The organism is Pseudomonas sp. NFACC32-1 (genome assembly GCF_900101215.1).
In the GTDB taxonomy this organism is placed as follows: domain Bacteria; phylum Pseudomonadota; class Gammaproteobacteria; order Pseudomonadales; family Pseudomonadaceae; genus Aquipseudomonas.
On the sequence record NZ_FMUL01000005.1, the window covers coordinates 110040 to 127429 of the forward strand.

At 63.0% G+C, this 17390-nt stretch carries 17 protein-coding genes; 8 read left to right on the forward strand and 9 right to left on the reverse strand.

The window, feature by feature from the left end; genetic code table 11:
- Positions 1–164: 164 nt before the first annotated feature.
- The gene (prmB, locus tag BLP99_RS10360) at positions 165–1073 is read left to right on the forward strand and encodes a 50S ribosomal protein L3 N(5)-glutamine methyltransferase (protein ID WP_072393677.1); all 909 of its coding nucleotides are present in this window, start codon (positions 165–167) and stop codon (positions 1071–1073) included.
- A gap of 81 nt (positions 1074–1154) precedes the next feature.
- Here the strand turns inward: prmB and BLP99_RS10365 are convergent, their stop codons facing one another.
- Positions 1155–1943, reverse strand: a complete 789-nt coding sequence (locus tag BLP99_RS10365; RefSeq protein ID WP_092180273.1) for a hypothetical protein — start codon at positions 1941–1943, stop codon at positions 1155–1157.
- 97 nt (positions 1944–2040) lie between these two features.
- Positions 2041–3006 (reverse strand): alpha/beta hydrolase, encoded by a 966-nt coding sequence (locus BLP99_RS10370; RefSeq protein ID WP_072459317.1) that lies wholly within the window; start codon positions 3004–3006, stop codon positions 2041–2043.
- Positions 3007–3148: 142 nt separating this feature from the next.
- Here BLP99_RS10370 and aroC point away from each other — a divergent pair, with 142 nt between their 5' ends.
- From aroC to BLP99_RS10385, 3 genes are read left to right on the forward strand one after another with little or no spacing between them, the layout of a single operon-like run.
- The gene (gene aroC / locus BLP99_RS10375; protein WP_072431604.1) at positions 3149–4240 is read left to right on the forward strand and encodes a chorismate synthase; all 1092 of its coding nucleotides are present in this window, start codon (positions 3149–3151) and stop codon (positions 4238–4240) included.
- Positions 4241–4274: 34 nt separating this feature from the next.
- On the forward strand, positions 4275–5420 hold the full coding sequence (locus BLP99_RS10380; protein ID WP_092180275.1) for an MFS transporter: 1146 nt from the start codon (positions 4275–4277) through the stop codon (positions 5418–5420).
- A 34-nt stretch (positions 5421–5454) separates the two neighbouring features.
- On the forward strand, positions 5455–6000 hold the full coding sequence (locus BLP99_RS10385) for a 1,2-dihydroxy-3-keto-5-methylthiopentene dioxygenase (RefSeq protein WP_092180277.1): 546 nt from the start codon (positions 5455–5457) through the stop codon (positions 5998–6000).
- Between the two features lie 122 nt (positions 6001–6122).
- Here the strand turns inward: BLP99_RS10385 and BLP99_RS10390 are convergent, their stop codons facing one another.
- Positions 6123–6401 (reverse strand): DUF3509 domain-containing protein, encoded by a 279-nt coding sequence (locus BLP99_RS10390; RefSeq protein WP_053149889.1) that lies wholly within the window; start codon positions 6399–6401, stop codon positions 6123–6125.
- A 343-nt stretch (positions 6402–6744) separates the two neighbouring features.
- On the opposite strand from BLP99_RS10390, the gene BLP99_RS10395 reads away from it, so the two are divergent.
- The 4 genes from BLP99_RS10395 (at position 6745) to BLP99_RS10410 (ending at position 10125) form a co-directional block, all read left to right on the forward strand.
- On the forward strand, positions 6745–8571 hold the full coding sequence (locus BLP99_RS10395; protein ID WP_072431601.1) for a long-chain-acyl-CoA synthetase: 1827 nt from the start codon (positions 6745–6747) through the stop codon (positions 8569–8571).
- A 94-nt stretch (positions 8572–8665) separates the two neighbouring features.
- Positions 8666–9184, forward strand: coding sequence for an ankyrin repeat domain-containing protein (locus BLP99_RS10400; protein WP_072393656.1), 519 nt, complete (start codon positions 8666–8668; stop codon positions 9182–9184).
- A 148-nt stretch (positions 9185–9332) separates the two neighbouring features.
- The gene (locus BLP99_RS10405) at positions 9333–9863 is read left to right on the forward strand and encodes a hypothetical protein (RefSeq protein ID WP_072459314.1); all 531 of its coding nucleotides are present in this window, start codon (positions 9333–9335) and stop codon (positions 9861–9863) included.
- A gap of 70 nt (positions 9864–9933) precedes the next feature.
- On the forward strand, positions 9934–10125 hold the full coding sequence (locus BLP99_RS10410; protein WP_053149901.1) for a PLDc N-terminal domain-containing protein: 192 nt from the start codon (positions 9934–9936) through the stop codon (positions 10123–10125).
- Between the two features lie 50 nt (positions 10126–10175).
- Here the strand turns inward: BLP99_RS10410 and BLP99_RS10415 are convergent, their stop codons facing one another.
- The 6 genes from BLP99_RS10415 to BLP99_RS10440 form a co-directional block, all read right to left on the reverse strand.
- Complete coding sequence (locus BLP99_RS10415; protein WP_072393650.1) at positions 10176–11381, reverse strand: MFS transporter; 1206 nt, start codon at positions 11379–11381, stop codon at positions 10176–10178.
- Positions 11382–11675: 294 nt separating this feature from the next.
- Positions 11676–12674, reverse strand: coding sequence for a sulfate ABC transporter substrate-binding protein (locus BLP99_RS10420; RefSeq protein ID WP_072393647.1), 999 nt, complete (start codon positions 12672–12674; stop codon positions 11676–11678).
- 80 nt (positions 12675–12754) lie between these two features.
- A complete protein-coding gene (locus tag BLP99_RS10425) occupies positions 12755–13579 on the reverse strand; it encodes an ion transporter (protein ID WP_092180279.1) in 825 nt (274 codons plus the stop codon).
- Positions 13580–13599: 20 nt separating this feature from the next.
- The gene (locus tag BLP99_RS10430; protein ID WP_072431599.1) at positions 13600–14502 is read right to left on the reverse strand and encodes an urea transporter; all 903 of its coding nucleotides are present in this window, start codon (positions 14500–14502) and stop codon (positions 13600–13602) included.
- 170 nt (positions 14503–14672) lie between these two features.
- Positions 14673–16088 carry a pyruvate kinase gene (gene pyk, locus BLP99_RS10435; protein WP_076406460.1) on the reverse strand — a complete coding sequence of 472 codons (1416 nt, stop codon included), beginning with the start codon at positions 16086–16088 and terminating at the stop codon, positions 14673–14675.
- Positions 16078–17358 carry a glycerate kinase type-2 family protein gene (locus BLP99_RS10440; RefSeq protein ID WP_072431597.1) on the reverse strand — a complete coding sequence of 427 codons (1281 nt, stop codon included), beginning with the start codon at positions 17356–17358 and terminating at the stop codon, positions 16078–16080. The genes pyk and BLP99_RS10440 overlap by 11 nt, the downstream gene beginning before the upstream one ends.
- Positions 17359–17390: the final 32 nt, after the last annotated feature.

Genomic DNA, 17390 nt, shown 5'->3' on the forward strand with positions numbered 1-17390 from the left:
GGCCTACAGCCTTGTCAAGATGCCTGTATTGTTCAATGGGGGCAGTCGAAAAACGGAAGGATCCTACAATCTCTTCGGGAATTTCTGTGGTCCCCGAGGCGGGTTTGGGCTGGGACGTGTTTGGCTGTTAGACTCGCCCGTCGTTTTTTCTGGAGTTTGCCGCCGTGATCACTTCCCGCCTTCGTACCCTGCGCGACCATATCCGTTGGGCCGTCAGCCGTTTCCACGGGGAGGATCTGTTTTTCGGCCATGGCACTGACAACGCCTGGGACGAAGCCCGGCAACTGGTGTTGGGGGCATTGCATCTGCCTTGGGAAATCTCCGACAGTTACCTGGACTGCCGCCTCGAAGACGAAGAGCTGGTCCATGTACAACGCCTGCTGCATCGGCGTATCGCCGAGCGCATCCCGGCGGCCTACCTGCTGGGCGAAGCCTGGTTCTGCGGGATGTCTTTCATTGTCGACGAGCGCGTGCTCATTCCGCGCTCCCCCATCGGCGAGCTGATTGAAAAACGCTTCGAGCCCTGGCTGGGCCAGGAACCGACACGGATTCTCGACCTTTGCACCGGTTCCGGCTGCATCGGCATCGCCTGTGCCCAGGAATTTCCCGAGGCCGAAGTGGTGCTGGCCGACCTGTCGTTCGAGGCGTTGGAAGTGGCCAACCAGAACATCGAGCGCCATGTCGTCGACGAGCGGGTCTTCACGGTCCAGGGCGATGGTTTCGATGGCCTGCCGGGGCAGCGCTTCGACCTGATCGTGTCGAACCCGCCCTATGTCGATGCGCAAGACTTCGCCGACATGCCCCAGGAATACCAGCATGAGCCGGAGCTGGGCCTGGCCTGCGGCGATGATGGCCTGAACCTGGTCCGCCGGATGCTGGCCGAGGCGGCCGATCATCTGACCGAAAAAGGGCTGTTGATCGTCGAGGTGGGCAACAGCCAGGTGCACGTCGAGGCACTCTACCCGGAAGTGGATTTCGCCTGGCTGGAGTTCGAGCGTGGCGGCCATGGCGTATTCATGCTCAGCGCCGAACAGTGCCGCCAGCATCAGGCGTTGTTTGCTTCGCGGGTTTGACCCGAGTGAGCTGACGGAACTGTCCTTGTGGTGAGGGGATAAATCCCCTCGCCACGGGGTTATGTTTCAAGCGGCCCTCTATCAGTGCCGCGTCGCAATCCAGATCAGCAACCCCGCCTGGAACATGGCGAAAGCCACCAGGCAGGTGATGGTGAAGCGCAGGCCGGTGTCTTCGCGCTTGAACTTGCTGACCCTCTCTTCCTGCTGCTTGATCTTGACTTCCTGTTCCGCCAGGTTCTGCTCGGCTTGCTGCAGCATCTGCGCGGCTTCCAGGATGGTCACGAACTGCAGCTTCTCGGTGTTCCAGTCTCCCACCAGGTCGCCGACCTGGACGGCCTTGACGCTGCCCTTGAGGTGCTGGGCGTCGGCGTAGACCACCTCGAAACCCTGGGCCTTGAGGAAGTGATCGCGGCGCAGGCGGGTGTCTTCGTTCAGCGCGTCCTTGTTGTTCAGGTCGGTGCCTTCCACCCGATAGCTCGACCAGCGCTTCTTGGCCCAGGCAATACCCTGGGCCCCGAGGAAGCGGCCAATGCCACGATTCATCGGCTCGACCTGCAGGCTCTCCGGGGAAAAATGCAGGCGTTTTTCCACGTGGTCGGCCCAGACGTCCAGGTGGTTCTGTTCCTTGCGCACCCGCTGGCCCGGCAACTGGATGCTCATGCGCAGCAGGCTGCGCTCCTTGCTGTGCCGCTCGGCATAGCTGAATTCGACGAACCGCAATGGCCGCGCACCCGTGGCGCGATCGGTCTTGAGCGGTGCCAGCCGGAGCATCTTGTGGTGTTCGGCCTGCACGTCCGCCCAGGGCAGCTCCGCGCTTGGCGGGGCAGCGGTCTCGGCGGTGGTGTCGGGTGAAGTTTCAGTTTCAGTCATAGCGGCAAAATCCTGTCCAGGCCGGCTCCTCGGCAGCCAATGCGCTGTCCGACACCGGTTTATCGGCCGTTTTTGCCAGGACTGGAGCGTTAATCGCTTAACGGGAAGTGATCGAGTCGATAAAACCCACGATCCGGATGCCCAGTTCCGCTGCCAGGGGCAGGTTGGGGTCCTTGTAGGATTGCAGTTGGCGTCTCTCATCGTTGGGCACGATGCGCAGCACATGATTCATGCCATTGACCAGCGCCAGTTCGGCGTCGGGCTTGGCGGCCTTCAACTGCCTGGCGTCATCGACACCGACCTGAATGTCGTGAGTGCCCTGGACGATCAGCGCCGGCATCTTCAGTGCGGCGAAAGCCTGGGCCGGATCCTGGCGGAACAGCGAGATCAGGTACGGCTGGACGCTGGGGCGGAAGATGAACTGCAGTTGTGGCGGCACATTCAGGTCGACTCGACCGCCCTTGAGGCTGTCGAGCAGCTCGTTGCTGCGTAGCATCAGGGGAGGCGGCAGGCGGCTGCCCAGTTGTTGGCGAAGCACCTGGTCGATCGGCCGGGCACTGCCGCCCACTGAAACCACCGCCACCGCGCTGGCCTGGGGAGCGGCGAGACTGGCGATCAAGGCACCCTCGCTGTGCCCAAGCAGGACCAGCGGCCCCAAGCGCGGATCGGCGGCGAGCTTGCGACTCCAGGCCACGGCATCGGCCACGTAGGCTTCGACGCTCAGGTTGCGTTCATCCGCAGTGGCGGCCAGGCTGGCGGCCACCCCGCGCTTGTCGTAGCGCACACTGGCGATATTGTGCCTGGCCAGCACCCAGGCCAGGCGCTTGAGGCTGTCGTTGCGCCCGCCTTCGGGGTTGTTGCCGTCGCGATCCGTGGGGCCGGAGCCGGAGATGATCAGGACAACCGGCACGGGCGTATCGGCCTTGGGCAACAACAAGGTGCCGAACAGCTCACCGTTGCCCGTGTCGAGGCTGATGGGGCGTTGCAGGACCGTGGCCTGGGCCAAGCCGCAAAACAGGCAAGTGAACAGGGTGAGGCTCAGGGCAAGCAGGTTTAACATCATCACGCCATTAGTTGCGAAGGTGCCGGTTGGACTGACGGGCCTCGATAAGGTTCGAGGATGAACTACGCAGGGAGCCTGCGTATACTGGCGTCCATCACGAATCCAAGGTTGAGTCTCTCAGCGATTTCACGGAGCACCCTGCATGTCCGGCAATACCTACGGCAAGCTGTTCACTGTCACCACCGCGGGCGAAAGCCATGGCCCGGCGTTGGTCGCCATTGTCGATGGCTGCCCGCCGGGCCTGGAGATTTCCCTGGAAGACCTGCAGCGTGACCTGGACCGCCGCAAGCCGGGCACCAGCCGCCATACGACCCAACGCCAGGAAGCCGATGAAGTCGAAATCCTCTCCGGGGTGTTCGAAGGTCGCACCACCGGCTGCGCCATCGGCCTGCTGATCCGCAACACCGACCAGAAATCCAAGGACTACTCGGCCATCAAGGACCTGTTCCGGCCGGCCCACGCCGACTACACCTACCACCACAAGTACGGTGAGCGCGACTACCGTGGCGGCGGTCGCAGTTCGGCCCGGGAAACCGCCATGCGCGTGGCGGCCGGGGCGATTGCCAAGAAATACCTGGCCAGCCAGGGCATCGTGATCCGCGGCTACATGAGCCAGCTGGGGCCCATCGAGATTCCGTTCAAGACCTGGGACTCGGTGGAGCAGAACGCCTTCTTCAGCCCTGACCCGGACAAGGTGCCGGAGCTCGAGGCCTACATGGACCAGCTGCGTCGGGACCAGGACTCGGTCGGTGCGAAGATCACCGTGGTGGCCGAAGGCGTGATGCCCGGCCTCGGCGAGCCGATCTTCGACCGTCTCGACGCGGAACTGGCCCATGCGTTGATGAGCATCAACGCGGTGAAAGGGGTGGAGATCGGCGCCGGTTTCGCCTGCATCGCCCAACGTGGCACCGAGCACCGTGACGAGCTGACGCCGCAGGGTTTCCTGAGCAACAATGCGGGTGGCATCCTCGGTGGCATTTCCTCGGGCCAGCCGATCGTGGCGCACCTGGCGCTGAAGCCCACGTCCAGTATCACCACCCCGGGGCGCTCCATCGACATCCACGGCAATCCGGTGGACGTGATCACCAAGGGCCGTCACGACCCCTGTGTCGGCATTCGGGCTACGCCAATCGCCGAGGCGATGATGGCGATCGTGCTGATGGACCACCTGCTGCGTCATCGCGGCCAGAACGCCGGCGTGCGGGTCGCCACGCCGGCGCTGGGTCAGCTTTGATGGCTGGCCTGCCGACCGCCGTGGCCTGACGACCGTGGCGGCACTGCCGTACTGGCGGCTCTCCAGTTTCTATCTGTTCTATTTCGCGCTGCTCGGTTCGACGGCGCCGTTCCTGGCGCTGTATTTCGATCATCTGGGTTTCAATGCGGCGCGCATCGGCGAGCTGGTGGCGATTCCCATGCTGATGCGCTGCGTGGCGCCGAATATCTGGGGCTGGCTGGGGGACTACACCGGCCAGCGCCTGGCAATCGTGCGTTTCGGCGCGATCTGCACGCTGCTGACCTTTTCCCTGATCTTCATTGACAAGAGCTATGCCTGGCTGGTGATGGTGATGGCGCTGCATGCTTTCTTCTGGCACGCGGTGTTGCCCCAGTTCGAGGTCATTACCCTGGCTCATCTGGGGGGCCAGGCCTCGCGCTACAGCCAGGTTCGCCTGTGGGGCTCCATCGGCTTCATCATCGCGGTGGTGGCCCTGGGACGGCTGCTCGAATGGCTGAGCCTGGACATCTATCCGGTGGCGCTGGTGCTGATCATGGGCGGCATCGTGTTCGCCAGTTTCTGGGTGCCCAACGCCCAGCCGGTGCAGGGGCCCCGGGTGGCGGGGGATGGTTTCCTGCGCCAACTGCGCAACCCGGGCGTCCTGGCGTTCTATGCCTGCGTCGGCCTGATGCAGGTGAGCCATGGGCCGTATTACACCTTCCTGACCCTGCACCTGGAACACCTGGGCTACAGTCGTGGCCTGATCGGCGTGCTCTGGGCCGTGGGCGTGGTAGCCGAAGTCTTGATGTTCCTGTTGATGAGCCGGATCCTCGCGCGCTTTTCCGTGCGTCGTGTGCTGCTGGCGAGTTTCCTGTTGGCGGCATTGCGCTGGTTGCTGCTGGGATCGCTGGCCGAGTTCCTCTGGGTGCTGCTGTTTGCCCAGGTGCTGCATGCCGCCACCTTTGGCAGCTTCCATGCCGCCGCCATCCATTTCGTGCAACGTAGCTTCGGCCCACGCCAGCAAGGCCAGGGTCAGGCGCTGTACGCAGCGCTGGCTGGCACGGGTGGGGCGCTGGGTGCGTTGTATTCCGGCTACAGCTGGAACGCCCTGGGCGCCAGTTGGACATTCAATATCGCCAGCCTCGCGGCCTTTGCGGCAGCACTCCTCATTGCCATTCGCATGAAAGAGGACAGGTCATGAGCCTTCGAACCGTTAATTTGCTGGAGCCACAGTCATGAGCAGCCTGTCCGTTTATCACCTCTCAAGCCCCGACATCCCGAACAAGGTGCTGACCCACTTCGAAGATATCGCCGCGACCCTGGCCGAAAAGGGCGTTCGCTTCGAGCGTTGGCAAGCCGCCACGAAGATCCAGCCTGACGCGACCCACGACGAGATCATCGCGGCCTACCGGCCCCGGATCAAGCAGTTGATGGGTGAGGAGGGATTGTGTGAGGTCGAGGTCATCAGCTTGGATAACGACCATCCGCAAAAAGACGAAGTCCGCGCCCGGCTCCTCGAAGAGCACCACTACGAACAGGACGAAGTCCGTTTTTTCGTGGCCGGTCGAGGCCTGTTCAGCCTGCACATGGACGATTACATCTACGCCGTGCTGTGTGAAAAGAACGACCTGATCTCGGTGCCCGCCGGCACGTCTCACTGGTTCGACATGGGGGAGCAACCGTATTACGTGACTCTTCGCCTGTTCAAAGATCAGGAAAAGCGCGCCGCCCGGTTCACCGGCAATGACATTGCCAGCCGTTTCCCACGGCTCGAGGACTGACGCGGCGCCTTGAGCGTGCCAGGAAAAACGAAGCGGGCTTGTTGGCAAAAGCGCGGTGTCGGCCAGTATTCAACTGACTGGCACCGCGCTTTTGTCAGCAAGCCCGCTTTTTTTCGACAGACTCAGGCGCTGTGATAGGTCGGCAGCGCGAAGCGATGTTGGCTCTGCAGCAGGGTAATCTGCGGCAATTCGCTGGCCTGCTCAGCCAGGTCACGACGGATGGCGCTGATGGCCCAGGACAGTTGATCCCCGGCGTGCAACTGGGCGTAGGAAATCGTGCGTTTGAACAGTTTGCCTTCGCTGTTGCGCAAGGTCAGCAGGATGCCGCCGTCCGGGCGTGCCTGAGTGGTGACTTCATAGTTGGAAAACAGGGATGCAAACTTTTCTTGAATCATGTTCATGTGACTGCTCCATGGTGAGGCAAACCGTGGAGGAGCTGTTGCAGTGTCTGTGCCAGCCTTTGAAGTTAAATAAATACCTTTAAAAACAATAGGTTAAATTTTCATTGGGTTTTTGCGGTCGTGCATCTTGCATGAATGGCCATCGTGCATCCTGCATTTTGCGTGGTGGGTCGATGTTTTACGGAACCAAATCGCTTCGCGATGCTCCCGTTTCGCTCCCAGGGTGGTGGGATACAAAACATTGCAAAAACCGCATGTACAGCCCCGCGATCCCTGGCGTACTTTCGAGCCCATACCACCTTCCGCCCGATAACAAGACACTCGAAGGTCGAACGGGAAATCCATGAGTCCAACACCCAGCGATGCCATTACCTGGGGCATGATGCTGCGCAAGCTGCCCACCCTGGCCAGGGCCGTTCCCCGGATCGTCAAAGGCCTCAAGCTGGCCAACGTCCAGGACCCGACCCAGCCCTGCGGCCTGGGCTGGTGTTTCGAACAGGCCGTCCAGCGCAACCCCCAGGGGCCGGCGCTGCTGTGCGGCGACCTCTGTTTGAGTTATGCACAGGTCAACGAGCAAGCCAACCGCATCGCCCACTACCTTTTGGCGCAAGGGATCGGCAAGGGTGACTGCATCGCCATCTTCCTGGAGAACCGCCCGCAGCTGCTGGTCACGGTATTGGCCGTGGCGAAGGTCGGCGCGGTCAGCGCCATGGTCAACACCTCGCAGACGGGGGATGCACTTGTCCACAGCCTGGCGTTGGTCGCGCCGGTGGCCGTGGTGGTGGGCGACGAGCGGGTCCCGGCGTTCAATGAAGTACGCGGCCGAACCGGATTATCGGACACCCGCACCTGGTGGGTCGCGGATGAACAGAGCGCCGCCATGCCCGAGGGGTTCGTCGACCTGATGGGCAGTACCGCAGACTACCCGCACGATAACCCGGCCAGCAGCCGGCAGGTCTTTTCCAACGACCCCTGCTTTTACCTCTACACCTCGGGCACCACCGGGCTGCCCAAGGCCGGCGTGTTCCGCCATGGCCGCTGGATGCGCACTTCCACCAGCTTCGGGCTGATCGCCCTGGACATGAAGCCCGATGACATTCTCTATTGCACCTTGCCGCTGTACCACGCCACGGGCCTGTGCGTCTGCTGGGGCGCGGCAATCTGCGGAGCCTCGGGATTCGCGATCCGGCGCAAGTTCAGCGCCAGCCATTTCTGGAGCGATGTGCGTCGCTATAGGGCCACTACCCTGGGGTATGTCGGTGAGTTGTGCCGATACCTGATCGACCAGCCAGCCAGTACCGAAGACCGCCGGCACCGGGTGCGCAAGATGATCGGCAACGGCCTGCGACCGGGGGCCTGGTCGGCTTTCAAGACGCGCTTTGGCGTGGAACATATCTGCGAGCTGTACGCCGCCAGCGACGGCAACATCGGCTTTACCAACGTGTTGAATTTCGACAATACCGTCGGTTTCTCCCTGATGGGCTGGGAGCTGGTGCGCTACGACCATGACAGCGGGGCACCGCTGCGCAACCTGCAGGGGCGCATGCAGAAGGTTCCCAAGGGCCAGCCGGGCCTGCTGTTGGCGCGCATTGACGACAAAGCCCCACTGGACGGCTACACCGATCCGGCCAAGACCGAAAAGACCATCTACCGGGACGTCTTCGTGCCGGGCGACCGCTACTTCAACACCGGCGATCTGCTGCGCAACATCGGCTTCGGTCATGGGCAATTCGTCGATCGCCTGGGTGACACCTATCGTTGGAAAGGTGAAAACGTCTCCACCACCGAGGTCGAGAATGTGTTGTTGCAGCATCCGCAAGTGGCCGAGGCGGTGGCTTACGGTGTGGAGATCAATGGCACCAACGGCCGGGCAGGCATGGCGGCGATCACCCCGTCCGAGTCCCTGGCGACCCTGGATTTCAGCGAGTTGCTCCTGTTCCTCCAGGGCAAGTTGCCGAGCTATGCGGTGCCGTTGTTCTTGCGCATCAAGGTGAAAATGGACACCACCGGCACCTTCAAGTACCAGAAGAACCGCCTCAGGGCCGAGGCCTTCGATCCCTGTGTCACCGGCGACGAACCGGTCTTTGCCTGGCTGCCCGGCACCGAAACCTATGTGCGCATCGACCGGCCATTGGCCGCACGGATTCAGGGCGGGCAATACCGTTATTGACTACGGCTATGGCCGGTACAGAAAAAAAGCGAGTGACAGGGCATGGGGCGCCCCGGAAACTAGCCGCTTCGTGAAGAGCCAAGTGGAGTTGCCCATGTCCGATACAAGCCGCCAGATGACCCCGCAAGAAGCCGCGGAATTTGCCGAGCAGGTATTCAACGTTGCACGCCAGGGCGATGCCGCCATGATGGCGGCCCTGCTCAATAAAGGCCTGCCACCCAACTTGCGCAACCACAAGGGCGATACCCTGCTGATGCTCGCTGCCTATCACGGCCATGTGGACACGGTGAAAGTCCTGCTGGAGCACAAGGCCGACCCGGAAATACGCAACGACAATGGCCAGAGTCCGATTGCCGGCGCGGCATTCAAGGGCGACCTGGCCGTGGTCACGGCGTTGGTGGAAGGGGGCGCACAGGTGGAAGGCGCCTCCTTCGACGGCCGCACGGCGTTAATGATGGCGGCCATGTTCAACCGGGTGCAGATCGTCGATTACCTGATCAGCCAAGGCGCCGACCCGAAAGCCCGGGACGCCAATGGCAGTTCGGCGCTGGACGCGGCCAGGACCATGGGCGCGGCCGACACCACGGCGCAGTTGGAGAAGTTGCTCGGCTGAGAGCCTTGGGTACAAAGCTCGAACCTGCTGCTGGTGGCGAGGCGCTTGCGTTCGCAGGGCTGCCTGGTCACCTGTCAGCCCCATCCTAATCGGTTCGCGGATGCGCTATTCTGCGCGCCCTTGAAATTCCCTCGCCACAGGATTTGCCATGAAACCCGCACTCGTCGAACTCATCAGCAAAATCAGCTCCGGTTGCCTGGGCGATGCCGAGATTGAGCGAATCGCAGATGAAGCGGCCCAGGCCTATGCCGATCCAGCGACATTTCTGGCGGCCAACCCGGACATCAATTACGACGACACTTTCCCGATCCCGCTGGGTGAGTGGGTCGTGGTCGGCAGCCTGCCGGATACCGTGCTGTTCCAGGCCGATACCTATGTGCAGTTGTTCGAGCAGATCCTCGCCTCGTTCGGCCCGGGCGTGGCGTTCAACCTCAAGCCCAAGCAGTTGGCGAAGACCGAGGCACTCACCGCGCTGAATCGTATCCAGGTCCAGATGAGCAGCCTGAACAAGGAAAACGGCGGCTACGTGCTGATGAACTTCAGCCAGTTGCTCGACGATGAATTGCAGATGGTGCTGGTATACGGCAATGACGTGCCGCGGGTGCTGGAACTGTGTGCCGAGGTCGGCATCGCCGCCACGCCAGCCCTTGAGGCCCTCAGGATCGCCGTGCATATCTGAAGCGATAAACGGAACCCTTGCCGAGGCGCCGCTATCCTAAGAGTGCATGTCACCATTCTGGAGCGACACCATGGGTTCTACCTTCAACGGCCTGATAGGCCTGATCATCCTGGCGCTCGATATCTGGGCGATCATCAATGTGCTCAAGAGCGGCGCGGGAACCGGGGCGAAAGTGCTGTGGGTGCTGCTCATCCTGCTGCTGCCGGTGCTGGGGCTGATCATCTGGGCGATTGCCGGGCCGCGAGGCAACGTGCGGGTCTGACGGCTGCCTGCGATACCCGGCGGTCCCTGACCGCCGGGTTGTCGTTCGTGTCAGGCCGTCGCCACTGAGCGCTCCTGCGAAGCGCCCAGGAAGCGCAGCAAGGCCAGCAACGGGAATACGCTGCCGACGATGACCACCCACGACCAGCCGCCGTGTTCATAGATCGCGCTGGCAATCGACGAGCCGAATGCGCCGCCGATGAAGATGCTGGTCATGTACAGCGCATTGAGGCGACCGCGACTCTTGGCGTCGAGGGCGTAGATGGTGCGCTGGCCCAGGACCATATTCATCTGTACACAGAAATCCAGCAGCACCCCCGTGACGGCCAGGCCGATGACGCTGTAGAGCGGATGCACGAATGCCGGCAGGAAGCTCAGGCTCGCAAAGAGCATGGCCAGCAGCGAAGCGATGCGGGTATGACCGGCGTCCGCCAGGCGCCCGGCGATGGGCGCGGCGATGGCGCCGATGGCCCCGACCAGGGCGAACAAGGCAATTTCGCTCTGGCTCAGGCCATGGTTGCGTGCCAGTTCCAGGGGGACCGCCGTCCAGAACAGGCTGAAGGTGGCGAACAGGCAGGCCTGGTAAAAGGCCCGTTGCCGCAGCAGCGGTTGCTGGCGCAGCAGGGTGCCGAGGGAGGCCAGCAACTGGCCGTAGGAGGCACTGTGGTCAGGCTGGCGCTTGGGCACGGTGAAAGCCAGGATGATACTGATGGCTGCCATCAATCCGGCCGCGCCCATGAACATGGCACGCCAGCCGAAGTGGTCGGCGACGACGCTGGACACCGGCCGCGCCAGCAGGATCCCCAGCAACAGGCCCCCCATGATCCCGCCGACCACCCGTCCCCGGGAGGCTTCCGGCGTCAGGTGCGCGGCCAGGGGAATCAGGACTTGCACCGACACTGAACTGAAGCCCACCAGCAATGAAACCAGCAGGAACACATTGGGCTGATCGGTGAACGCCGCGCCCAGCAGGCTGGCGATCGCCACCAGGCTGGTGAGGATCATCAACCGACGGTTTTCCAGCAGGTCGCCCAGCGGCACCAGGAAAAACAGGCCCAGGGCGTAGCCGATCTGGGTCAGCGAGACGATCAGGCTGGCCATTGTGCTGGTCAGGCCGATGTCTGGTGCGATCAGTTCGATGATGGGCTGGGCGTAGTAGATGTTGGCGACGATGGCGCCGCAGCAGAAGGCGAACAGCAGCACCATGCCGCGGGTCATGCTTGTACCGGCGGGTGCGGTGGATGGGGGGGCACTCATGGCAATCTCGTCAGTAGCTTGAAAGGATGGCGTGAGGCTAATGAGTTGCGCCGCTCAGGAACAGGCTTTGCGGCTGATATCAGACATGCTTGCCGTTGATGGTGCGGCGAATCCTTTATAGGGCGAGGGCGTTGCCTCTGTGGGAGGGGATTCATCCCCGCTGGGCTGCGCAGCAGCCCTAAAACAGGACACAACGGTATTCAGACAACCCGCGTCGGCTGGATTGGGGCCGCTACGCAGTCCAGCGGGAATAGATCCCCTCGCCACAGGACTGCGCATGACCCATTGGTTTTGTTACTGGCCGCTGTAGATCTGGTCGAAGACCCCACCGTCATTGAAGTGAGTCTTCTGCACCGTGCGCCAGTCACCGAAGGTTTTTTCCACCGACAGGAAATCCACTTTCGGGAAACGATCGGTGTATTTGGCCAGGACAGCCGGGTCTCGTGGACGCAGGTAGTTGGCGGCGGCGATTTCCTGGCCTTCCGGCGACCACAGGTACTTGAGGTATGCCTCGGCGGCCTGGCGGGAGCCTTTCTTCTCGACGACCTTGTCCACCACGCTCACGGGCGGCTCGGCTTCGGCGGACACGCTCGGGTAGACCACTTCGAACTGGTCGCGGCCGAACTCGCGGGCGATCATTTCGGCTTCGTTTTCAAAGGTCACCAGGACATCGCCGATCTGGTTGGTCATGAAGGTCGTGGTCGCCGCGCGGCCGCCGGTGTCCAGGACCGGGGCCTGCTTGAACAGCTTGCCGACGAAGTCCTTGGCCTTGCTTTCATCGCCGCCATTCTTGAGCACGTAGCCCCAGGCCGACAGGTAGGTGTAACGGCCGTTGCCGGAGGTCTTGGGGTTGGGCACGATCACCTGCACGCCGTCCTTGAGCAGGTCGGGCCAGTCTTTCAGGGCCTTGGGGTTGCCCTTGCGCACGATGAACACCGTGGCCGAAGTGAACGGGGCGCTGTTGTTCGGCAGACGGGTGACCCAGTTCTCGGGGACCAGCTTGCCGTTGTCCGCCAGGGCATTGATGTCGGTGGCCATGTTCATGGTGATGACATCCGCCGGTAGCCCGTCGATCACCGAACGCGCCTGCTTGCTGGAGCCGCCGAAGGACATTTGCACCGTGATGCTTTCGTTGTGTTCGGCCTGCCAGTGCTTCTGGAAAGCAGCGTTGTAGTCCTTGTAGAAGTCGCGCATCACGTCGTAGGAAACGTTGAGCAGGGTCGGGGCGGCGTGGGCCAGGCTGCCGAAGGTCAGGCCGGCGGCAAGGAGTGAGGCGCCAAAGAGTTTCTTCACTGCGAATTCCTTTTTATTGAAAGGGGTTCCGGACACTAGCTGTAAGCCTAGGGCCCTTCAAGCATCAAAAAGTGCTTTGCTTATTCCAGTTTCTTGAACAGTGCATTACCGCAGCGGGAGCAGAACGCCGCCCCGTGCTCGTGGTTGTTTTTGCTGCACACCGGGCAGTCGTGCTTGAGCTGGTCACCGCGCATGGCCGAGGCCAGTTCAGCCGTGAAGATACCGGTCGGCACCGCGATGATCGAGTAACCGGTGATCATCACCAGGGATGAGACCACCTGGCCCAGCGGTGTCTTGGGCACGATGTCGCCGAAGCCCACGGTGGTCAATGTCACGATAGCCCAGTAGATGCCCTTGGGGATGCTGGTGAAGCCGTGCTCGGGACCTTCGATGACATACATCAGCGTGCCGAATACGGTCACCAGGGTCGAGACGCTGACCAGGAACACGATGATTTTCTGCTTGCTGCCCCGCAGTGCCGACATCAGGTAATTGGCCTGCTTGAGGTAGGGGCTGAGCTTGAGCACGCGGAAAATGCGCAGCATGCGGATGATCCGGACGATCAGCAGGTACTGGGCATCGCTGTAGTACAACGCCAGGATACCCGGCACGATCGCCAGCAGGTCCACCAGGCCGTAGAAGCTGAAGGCGTAGCGCAGGGGCTGGGGCGAGCAGTACAGGCGCAGGCCATATTCCATCAGGAAGATGAAGGTAAAGCCCCATTCGATGTAGGCCAGCAGGGCCGCGTAGTCCTTGTGCACGCTGTCGATGCTGTCGAGCATCACCGTCACGAGGCTGGCGAGGATGATCAATAGCAATGCGCTGTCGAAGCGTCGGCCGGCCACGGTGTCGGTCTGGAAAATCATGATGTAGAGGCGCTGACGCCAATCGTTGCTGTGGTCCATAACCTTCGCCTGAGTCGGAATCAGCGAAGCCTAGGTCGATTGCGTTGCAGAGCGCAAGGCGTGGCGTCGAGACTGGCCTGGCGCCATGTCCGAACCGTGGCGTGGACCAGCCAGCAGGCGAGGATGAACGGGGCCGTCAGCGGCACCAGGCCGAGGGCGGCGAACCCTGGTGCGAGGATCAACGCCAGCACGATGCCAGTCAGTGGCAGCCATGGCCGGTGATGCTGTTGGCTGAGGGCCAGGGCCACCAGCACCGGGTTGTAGCTGCCCAGCCCGGAAAGGGCGGATGCGTTTTCATGCTGTAGCAACGTGAAGGCCAGGCCGACGGCGGAAGCGAACAATGCCCAGGCGCCGGCGCGCAGGTTGGCCAGCAGCAGACCGGTGGCAATCAGCGCACCGGCCACCGGATGGCCGAGAAACATGGCCTGGCCCAGTCCGCTCAACTGAGCGGCCAGCAGGTTGGGTAAGGTTATTTCAATCGAGGTGGCCAGAGGCGGCGGCAGGGTGAACCCCATCAGCAGCCAGGCCAACGCAACAAAGGGCGCGGTGTAGGCGGGCAGGCAGCGAGGGTCTCGGGTGCGCTTGAGCCATTGCTGGGTGAGCATCGCGCTGAGGCCACCCGCGGCGATGATCAACGGTGGCAACAGGACGGACCAGGGCAACGTGAGGCTCAGCAGCAAGCCCAGCAGAATGCCGTTGTAGCTGAACAGTCCGGCTTGGCGGTCGGCCTTGGTGTAACCACGTCGCTGGGCCGTCAGCAACCCGGCCACCCCGCCGAGCAACGCGCCGCCGAACAGGGCGGGCGCAGTGAGCAGAATCGCCGACAGGCACAGCAGACCGCACAGCGGATGGCGCTGGAGAAAAACCTGGCTGAAGCCGTTGAGCAGGGCGGTGGCCCAGTCGGGGCAGTGGGTGTTGGGCATGATAGGTATATGTCAGAGGGACGAGTCGACTTCATCGCGAGCAAGCTCGCCCCCACAAGGGCACCGCAGCTCCCTGTGGAAGCGAGCTTGCTCGCGATCAGGCCAGTACCGACGTTCGTGGCCTGTGTGGCTGATGCGTGCGCTCAAATTCGAATCAGCCGTACAGGCCCCTAGATCAACGTCTCGATGCGCAGGGAATTGGTCGACCCCGGTTTCCCGAACGGAACGCCCGCGGTGATCAGCAGCGTATCGCCGCGTTGGGCCATGCCTTGCGCCTGGGCGATTTCCAGGGCGGTGGAGCACACCTCGTCCACCTGCCGCAGTCGATCGTTGACCACCGAGTGCACGCCCCAGGCCACCGTCAGGCGGCGGGCGGCCTGCAGGTTCGGCGTGAGATTGAGGATCGGTACTGTCGGCCGCTCCCGCGCCGCTCGCAGGCTGGAGCTGCCCGACTCGCTGTAGTTCACCAGCACCGCCACCGGCAGGACATTGCTGATCCGGCGGATCGCGCAACTGATGGCGTCCGACACCGTGGCCTCGGCTTTCGGCCGGCTGACATCCAGCTGGGCCTGGTAATCCGGACCGTTTTCCACCTGGCGAATGATCTTGCTCATCATCTGCACGGCTTCCAGGGGGTAATCGCCGGAGGCGGTCTCCGCCGACAGCATCACCGCGTCGGCGCCTTCGGCCACGGCGTTGGCCACATCGGTCACCTCAGCCCGGGTAGGCGCCGGGGAGAAACGCATCGACTCCAGCATCTGGGTCGCCACCACCACCGGTTTGCCGAGGGCGCGACAGGTGCCGATGATGGTCTTCTGGATCTGCGGCACACTCTCGGCAGGCACCTCCACGCCCAGGTCTCCACGAGCGACCATGATCGCGTCGCTCAGTTCGGCGATTTCCCGCAGCCGGGTCACCGCCGATGGCTTTTCGATCTTCGCCATCAGGAAGGCCTTGTCGCCGATCAGAGCGCGAGCTTCGCGGATATCTTCGGGGCGTTGCACGAAGGACAGGGCCACCCAGTCCACACCCAGTGCCAGGCCGAAGCTCAAGTCGCGGCGGTCCTTGGCCGTCAGCGGGCTCAGGTCGAGCAAGGCCTGGGGCACGTTCACGCCTTTGCGGTCCGACAGCTCGCCGCCATTGAGCACTTCGGTGTCGATGGCGTCATCATGCCGGGCCGTCACTCGCAGGCGCAGCTTGCCGTCATCCAGCAACAGGTCCATGCCGGGTTCCAGGGCCGCGATGATTTGCGGGTGGGGCAGGTTGACCCGACGGCGATCGCCCGGTGTCGGGTCCAGATCCAGCCGCAGGGCCTGGCCTCGCTGCAGCGACACTTTTGCTTCGGCGAAGCGGCCGACCCGCAGTTTCGGACCTTGCAAGTCCATCAGGATGCCCAATGGGTAGTTGAGCTGTTGTTCGACCTCACGAATCCACTGGTAACGCTGGGCGTGGTCGGCATGCTCGCCATGACTGAAGTTGAGGCGAAAGATGTTCACGCCGGCCTCCACCAGTTCACGTACATCGTCGAGGCCACGGGTGGCGGGGCCGAGGGTCGCGAGGATCTTGACCTTTTTATCAGGCGTCATGAGTGGAGGTCTCGAGAATCAGGAGGGCGCGAAAGTCGTTGACGTTGGTGCGGGTCGGCTCGGTGACGATCAATGCGTCCAGCGCGGCGAAATAGCCATGGCCGTTGTTGTTATCCAGTTCATCGCTGGCATTGAGGCCCAGCTCGGCGGCGCGGCGGTAACTGTCCGGGGTCATGATGGCGCCGGCGTTGTCTTCGGAACCGTCGATGCCGTCCGTATCGCCGGCCAGTGCGTAGATGCCAGGGTGGCCCTTGAGGCTGTCGGTCAGGCTCAGCAGGAATTCGGCATTGCGCCCGCCACGGCCCTGGCCACGCACGGTCACGGTGGTTTCGCCGCCGGACAGGATCACGCAGGGTGCCGCCAGAGGCTGGCCATACCGGGCGACTTGCCGGGCAATGCCGGCATGGACCTTGGCCACTTCCCGGGACTCGCCTTCCAGGTCGCCCAGGATCAACGGGCTGAAGCCGGCCTGGCGGGCTTTCACCGCGGCCGCCTCCAGGGATTGCTGGGGCCGGGCGATCAACTGGAAGTGACTGCGGGACAGGCTCGGGTCGCCGGGCTTGACGGTTTCCGATTCCGGGCTCAGCAGCCAGTTGCGCACCGAGGCCGGGACCTCGATGTCGTAGCGTTTGAGGATCGCCAGGGCTTCGGCCGATGTACTGGGGTCGGCCACGGTGGGACCGGACGCGATGACCGTGGCCAGGTCGCCCGGCACATCGGAGATGGCATAGGTGTAGACCGTCGCCGGCCAGCAGGCCTTGCCCAGGCGTCCACCCTTGATGGCCGACAGGTGCTTGCGCACGCAGTTCATCTCGCCGATGGTGGCGCCGGACTTGAGCAGGGCTTTGTTGATCGCCTGTTTGTCCGCCAGGGTGATTCCGGCGGCTGGCAGCGCCAGCAACGCCGAGCCGCCGCCGGACAGCAGGAAGATGACCCGGTCGTCTTCGTTCAGGTGGCTGACCAGTTCCAGCACCCGCCCGGCCACCGCCAGGCCGGCCGCGTCGGGCACGGGATGAGCGGCTTCCACCACCTCGATTTTCTGGCACGGCGCGCCGTGGCCGTAGCGGGTCACCACCAGGCCGGTGACTTCGCCCTGCCAGCAAGCCTCGACCACCTGGGCCATTGCCGCGGCCGCCTTGCCGGCACCGATGACGATCACCCGGCCGCTGCGGTCGCTGGGCAGGTACTGTTCGAGGACATGCTGCGGATGGGCCGCTTCGATGGCTGTGGCAAACAGCTCGCGGAGCAATTGTTGCGGATCGACCGACATGGCGGGCTCCCGGTTTTTTATTATTGGTGTTG

Excerpts from the sequence above, each read along its gene's own strand:
- pyk (WP_076406460.1), bottom strand. The coding sequence starts at position 16,088 with ATGACGCCTGATAAAAAGGTCAAGATCCTCGCGACCCTCGGCCCCGCC.
- BLP99_RS10400 (WP_072393656.1), top strand. The coding sequence starts at position 8,666 with ATGTCCGATACAAGCCGCCAGATGACCCCGCAAGAAGCCGCGGAATTT.
- BLP99_RS10385 (WP_092180277.1), top strand. The coding sequence starts at position 5,455 with ATGAGCAGCCTGTCCGTTTATCACCTCTCAAGCCCCGACATCCCGAAC.
- BLP99_RS10430 (WP_072431599.1), bottom strand. The coding sequence starts at position 14,502 with ATGCCCAACACCCACTGCCCCGACTGGGCCACCGCCCTGCTCAACGGC.
- BLP99_RS10395 (WP_072431601.1), top strand. The coding sequence starts at position 6,745 with ATGAGTCCAACACCCAGCGATGCCATTACCTGGGGCATGATGCTGCGC.
- BLP99_RS10410 (WP_053149901.1), top strand. The coding sequence starts at position 9,934 with ATGGGTTCTACCTTCAACGGCCTGATAGGCCTGATCATCCTGGCGCTC.
- BLP99_RS10405 (WP_072459314.1), top strand. The coding sequence starts at position 9,333 with ATGAAACCCGCACTCGTCGAACTCATCAGCAAAATCAGCTCCGGTTGC.
- aroC (WP_072431604.1), top strand. The coding sequence starts at position 3,149 with ATGTCCGGCAATACCTACGGCAAGCTGTTCACTGTCACCACCGCGGGC.
- BLP99_RS10425 (WP_092180279.1), bottom strand. The coding sequence starts at position 13,579 with ATGGACCACAGCAACGATTGGCGTCAGCGCCTCTACATCATGATTTTC.
- BLP99_RS10390 (WP_053149889.1), bottom strand. The coding sequence starts at position 6,401 with ATGAACATGATTCAAGAAAAGTTTGCATCCCTGTTTTCCAACTATGAA.
- BLP99_RS10415 (WP_072393650.1), bottom strand. The coding sequence starts at position 11,381 with ATGAGTGCCCCCCCATCCACCGCACCCGCCGGTACAAGCATGACCCGC.
- BLP99_RS10365 (WP_092180273.1), bottom strand. The coding sequence starts at position 1,943 with ATGACTGAAACTGAAACTTCACCCGACACCACCGCCGAGACCGCTGCC.
- BLP99_RS10440 (WP_072431597.1), bottom strand. The coding sequence starts at position 17,358 with ATGTCGGTCGATCCGCAACAATTGCTCCGCGAGCTGTTTGCCACAGCC.
- BLP99_RS10370 (WP_072459317.1), bottom strand. The coding sequence starts at position 3,006 with ATGATGTTAAACCTGCTTGCCCTGAGCCTCACCCTGTTCACTTGCCTG.